Source organism: Methanoregula sp. (assembly GCF_002835825.1).
In the GTDB taxonomy this organism is placed as follows: Archaea; Halobacteriota; Methanomicrobia; order Methanomicrobiales; family Methanospirillaceae; genus Methanoregula.
The window spans coordinates 1-5,809 of record NZ_PIZH01000002.1 but is presented as its reverse complement, the minus strand read 5'-3'; the positions used below and the strand labels follow the sequence as shown (position 1 = coordinate 5,809).

At 51.7% G+C, this 5,809-nt stretch carries 1 tRNA gene and 3 rRNA genes; all 4 read left to right on the top strand.

Going from position 1 to position 5,809, the window contains the following annotated elements:
* Positions 1 to 342 precede the first annotated feature (342 nt).
* The 4 genes from CW742_RS00140 (at position 343) to rrf (ending at position 5,354) form a co-directional block, all read left to right on the top strand.
* Positions 343 to 1,809: ribosomal RNA gene (locus CW742_RS00140) — 16S ribosomal RNA — on the top strand.
* 225 nt (positions 1,810 to 2,034) lie between these two features.
* Positions 2,035 to 4,955, top strand: a 23S ribosomal RNA gene (locus tag CW742_RS00135).
* An 84-nt stretch (positions 4,956 to 5,039) separates the two neighbouring features.
* Positions 5,040 to 5,111 (top strand) — tRNA-Cys (locus CW742_RS00130).
* 121 nt (positions 5,112 to 5,232) lie between these two features.
* Positions 5,233 to 5,354, top strand: a 5S ribosomal RNA gene (gene rrf / locus CW742_RS00125).
* Together the 16S, 23S and 5S rRNA genes with 1 tRNA gene alongside form the textbook arrangement of a ribosomal RNA operon.
* The last annotated feature ends 455 nt before the right edge of the window (positions 5,355 to 5,809 follow it).

Below are 5,809 nucleotides of genomic sequence, written 5' to 3'. Positions count from 1 at the left end.
CTTATGACCTATATTGTAAGCCCGTGAACACGTGAAAAATCACGACGAAGTTCACAGTTCAGATCCCCTGGTGAAGAACCAAACCAGCAGGCCTTGTGCCCGCTTTGGTTCCGAGGGAAAAACGGCTCCTGTAACAAGGTATAAATATCCTTGAAACATACATTATGAGCCCGTGTTCAAGTAAGCAACACGACGAATAACAAGGCAAACTTCTTTGATGGAGATCCAACGATACCCGGCATGACCGGAGTTGGTTCTGACGTTGGCATTGGCAATGCGGAAATTTGTTTAGTAACCGCTCAATTCCTTAGAAAGTTCAGATAGTGTGCGTATTTAAGATGAATTCTGGTTGATCCTGCCAGAGGCCACTGCTATCGGAGTTCGATTAAGCCATGCGAGTCGAGAGGTGTAAGACCTCGGCATACTGCTCAGTAACACGTGGACAATCTACCCTATGGAAGGGGATAACCCCGGGAAACTGGGGATAATACCCTATAGACTATGGATGCTGGAATGCTCTGTAGTCGAAAGGTCCGCCGCCATAGGATGGGTCTGCGGCCGATTAGGTTGTTGTTGGGGTAACGGCCCAACAAGCCTGTAATCGGTACGGGTTGTGGGAGCAAGAGCCCGGAGATGGATTCTGAGACACGAATCCAGGCCCTACGGGGCGCAGCAGGCGCGAAAACTTTGCAATGCGGGAAACCGTGACAGGGGAACTCCGAGTGCCCGTAAAATCGGGCTGTCCACCAGTTTAAATAACTGGTGAAGAAAGGGCCGGGCAAGACCGGTGCCAGCCGCCGCGGTAATACCGGCGGCTCGAGTGGTGGCCACTATTACTGGGCTTAAAGCGTTCGTAGCTGGTTTGTTAAGTCTCTGGGGAAATCTTCCGGCTTAACCGGAAGGCGTCTCAGGGATACTGGCAGACTAGGGACCGGGAGAGGTGAGGGGTACTCCAGGGGTAGGAGTGAAATCCTGTAATCCTTGGGGGACCACCTGTGGCGAAGGCGCCTCACCAGAACGGCTCCGACAGTGAGGGACGAAAGCTGGGGGAGCAAACCGGATTAGATACCCGGGTAGTCCCAGCCGTAAACGATGCGCGTTAGGTGTATCGGTGACCACGAGTTACCGAGGTGCCGAAGAGAAATCGTGAAACGTGCCGCCTGGGAAGTACGGTCGCAAGGCTGAAACTTAAAGGAATTGGCGGGGGAGCACCACAACAGGTGGAGCCTGCGGTTTAATCGGACTCAACGCCGGAAATCTCACCGGATAAGACAGCTGGATGATAGTCGGGCTGAAGACTCTACTTGACTAGCTGAGAGGAGGTGCATGGCCGTCGTCAGTTCGTACTGTGAAGCATCCTGTTAAGTCAGGCAACGAGCGAGACCCACGCCAACAGTTGCCAGCTCGTCCTCCGGGATGGTGGGGACACTGTTGGGACCGCCTCTGCTAAAGAGGAGGAAGGAATGGGCAACGGTAGGTCAGCATGCCCCGAATTATCCGGGCTACACGCGGGCTACAATGGGTGGGACAATGGGTATCGACACCGAAAGGTGAAGGCAATCTCCTAAACCCACCCTTAGTTCGGATTGTGGGTTGCAACTCACCCACATGAAGCTGGAATCTGTAGTAATCGTGTCTCAAAATGGCACGGTGAATATGTCCCTGCTCCTTGCACACACCGCCCGTCAAACCACCCGAGTGAGGTCTTGATGAGGCCGTAGTATACGCTGCGGTCGAATCTAGGTTTTGCAAGGGGGGTTAAGTCGTAACAAGGTAGCCGTAGGGGAATCTGCGGCTGGATCACCTCCTAACGAAATTTCAGGGAAAAGCGGTTGCTAAACAAACTGTAAAGTTGCCGATGTCGACAAGAAAGGCTTAACCGCCACATGGGGCGGGTAAGGGAAGGTTCGAATCCTTCGAAGCCGGTTTAGATGCACCTCGGGATGTGAATCACGAGGGAAGGGCTGAGAGTCAAACCAATGACTCTTCGAGGCCGTGTAAAGGTTGCACTCAGGACGTTAAATGGGTTTAGCGGAGCATTAGTATAATCCTGCCATTGGATGGCTCGGTTCAAGTGCCGATGAAGGGCGTGCCAAGCTGCGATAAGCTCCGGGTAGACGCAAGGAATCTGTGATCCGGAGATACCCTAATGGGACATCCCAACACTTCGGTGTTTATCCGTAAGGATAGGGAACCCCCCGAATTGAAACATCTCAGTAGGGGGAGGAAGAGAAATCAAACGAGATGTCGTTAGTAACGGCGAGCGAACACGACAGAGCTCAAACCGAATCCCGCAAGGGAGATGTGGTGTCATAGCCCACAGTACGGACCTGGATGTGAAGCGGAAGTTGTCTGGAACGACACACTACAGAGGGTGATAGTCCCGTACGCATAAGCAGACAGGTCCATGTGGTGTCTCGAGTAACGCGGGTCGGAATTCTCGCGTGAATTAGGGGGTCATCAACCTCCAAAGCTAAATACTACTTGAAACCGATAGCGAATTAGTAGCGTGAGCGAAAGCTGAAAAGTAACCCTGAAAAGGTGGTTAAAAGCGCCTGAAATTGGCAGGAGATAGCGAGTTGTGGCGCGAAAGGATCTTCCATGCGAAGGAACCCGTCGCGAGGCGGTAGTACGGGTATGGTTGCCAGTGTCGCAACGTACGTTTTGAAGAACGGGCCAGAGAGTTTATTCTGTTGGCGAAGGTTAACCCAAAAGGGAAGCCAAAGGGAAACCAACAAGTCCGTAGCAGCAATGCGTGGGACGGCGTATTAAAAGTGCGTGGAGTCAGCAGGATAAGACCCGAAGCCGAGCGATCTATGCGTGGGCAGGTTGAAGCGTGACGAAAGTTGCGTGGAGGACCGCAAGCCGTATTGATATGCAAATCATTGGTGTGACCTGCGTATAGGAGTGAAAGATTAATCGAGCCCGGCATCAGCTGGTTCCTCCCTAAACATGTCGCAGCATGACCTGACCGGAGGTCGTTGGTGAGGTAGAGCACTGATTGGGGGAGCTGGGCGGGAAACTGCTCACCCCCCTGCCAAACTCCAAACTCCCCAACACCCTAGATGGTCGGAAGTCCGCATTACGGGGTAAGCTTGTAATGCGTAAGGGAAACAACCCAGACCGTGGTTAATGTCCCTCAATGTAGGCTAAGTGTAAACACTGAAATTGGTCCTAGGTCAAAGACAACTGGAAGGTGAGCTCAGAAGCAGCTATCCTTTAAAAAGTGCGTAACAGCTTACCAGTCAAGATTTAGGGCGGTGAAAATGGACGGGGCTAAAGCCTACTACAGAGACCACGGAGCACCGAAAGGTGATCTGGTAGGGAGGCGCTCTGCATGGGTAGAAGCTGGGGCGTGAGTTCCAGTGGACCGTGTAGTGTTGAGAATTCTGGCACTAGTAGAAGCATAGATGGGTGAGAATCCCATCCGCCGCAGGGGCTAGGTTTCCTCGGCAATGTTCGTCAGCCGAGGGTTAGTCGGTCCTAAGGTACGTCGTAACTCGAACGTACCGACAGGGAAACAGGTTAATATTCCTGTACCTTATGGTTTTTAGTCGCAAGACCCTGACGCTTTGGGGTATGCCAAGCGGGACTGTCATCCCGTCCAAGCGTATAATTCTGTGGAGTACCGTAATGGTGAGAAGCGGAGGAAAGCGTGATGGGGTAACTAGGCAAATTCCCGGAGCCCATGAAAAGGGAATCATAAGTCCGTACCGAGAACCGACACAGGTGCCCCTCGCTGAAGAGGTGAAGGCGTGTCGGATTTAAATGTAGTTAAGGGAACTCGGCAAATTGGCCCCGTAACTTTGGGATAAGGGGTGCCTGCCTGGAGATCAGGCAGGTCGCAGTGACCGGGTCGCTCTAACTGTCTAATAACAACATAGGTGACTGCAACTCCGAAAGGACTAGTATAGTCACTGATTCCTGCCCAGTGCGAGTATCTGAATACCGGGTTCAACCGGACGAAGGACTCGTAAACGGCGGGGGTAACTATGACCCTCTTAAGGTAGCGTAGTACCTTGTCGCTTAATTGGCGACTTGCATGAATGGATTAATGAGAGCGATACTGTCCCTAACACATATCCGTTGAACTTTTTGTCCTAGTGCAGAGACTAGGGACTCCTGATGGGAAGTGAAGACCCCGTTGAGCTTTACTGCAGCCTGTCGCTGAATTACGATAATCCTTGCGCAGTGTAGATGGGAGACGTTATATCCGTTTCTTTCGGGAAACGGGGAGTCAACGATGAGACACCATCCTAGTTTTGTTGTAGTTCTCACTCTAACGAGGACACCGGTAGGTAGGCAGTTTGGGTGGGGCGCCACACCCTCGAAAAAATATCAAGGGTGCCCCAAGGTCAACTCATGTGAGTCAGAAACTCACAGAAGAGTGTCAAGAGCATAAGTTGGCCTGACGCGATCACGCATAGCAAGTGATCGCGAGAGGAAACTCGGGTCTAACGAACCAATATGCCCTTTTGGTGAGGGCTATTGACTACAGAAAAGCTACCACGGGGATAACAGAGTCGTCGCCGGCAAGAGCACATATCGACCCGGCGGCTTGCTACCTCGATGTCGGTTCTTTCCATCCTGGCTGTGCAGCAGCAGCCAAGGGTGAGGTTGTTCGCCTATTAAAGGGGATCGTGAGCTGGGTTTAGACCGTCGTGAGACAGGTCGGTTACTATCTATCAGGAGTGTTTGGAGTCTGAGGGTAAGAATGAAATAGTACGAGAGGAACTTTCATTCGGCGCCACTGGTCGATCGGTTGTCTGACAAGGCAGTGCCGAGCAGCTACGCGCCAAGGGATAAAAGCTGAAAGCATCTAAGCTTGAAACCCGGCCTAAAAAGAGACTCCGTCAAGGACACGGGTAAAAGACCCGTTTGATAGGCTTGGGATGTACGCACGAAGGCAACGACGTGTTCAGTCCGCAAGTACTAACGTCCAAACACTAGTGCTCACCACGTTAAACCCAGACGAAATTCTGAGTGCAAACCTTATATCCTATCCTGACATACAGGATAGGGTATCATATTACACGGCTGCCAAGGTGGCGGAGCGGCCACGCGGTTGACTGCAGATCAACTACACTCCGGTTCAAATCCGGACCTTGGCTTTCGAAGAAGTGCGAAGCACTTTTGAGATGAGAAGAATCGCTTGCGATTCTTCGAACTCGGAAGCAATGTAACGTGCTCTTCGTCAGAACCTAAAGCATCTAAAAGCAAACAACATGTGGTGATTGCGGCCATAGCTGTCGGGAAACACCTGGTCTCATTCCGAACCCAGCAGTTAAGCTGACACACGTAGTATGCTGTACTGAGGTACGCGAGTCCTTGGGAACCATACCAAGCTGCAATCACCTTTCCTTCTTACACGACGTTTCTTGTAATGTTTCAGTAACGAGCGAGAGCGCTCGATTTTGTCATCTGTATCGTTTTTTCGGATACCGTCAGGTTCGCGGCCTGAATGCCAGTTACCAAAAAAGGCGAAGACCCTGCCCGCCATCTCCCAAAAAGACCGGATTGGCGCAGGATCTCCCCCCAGTGAGCGGGTTTTTTTACCTGCTTTGTTAAGAATTCCTCGCACGATTACGCGAATCATGCCAGTTCCGGCCCTAGAATCTATTCACGGAATTTTTTCCATATTCCGTGACTTTAAACACTATCTTGTGAGGGTCATAGGTGGAAGGATGTGATCCTCTCATGGAAAAATCAGAAAAATCCCCGCTTGGCCAGCTTCTCATCTTCATCATCTGCCTCGCGGTAGCCGGAAGCATTGTCGCCACAGCGCACTATTACACCATCGATCTCCCTC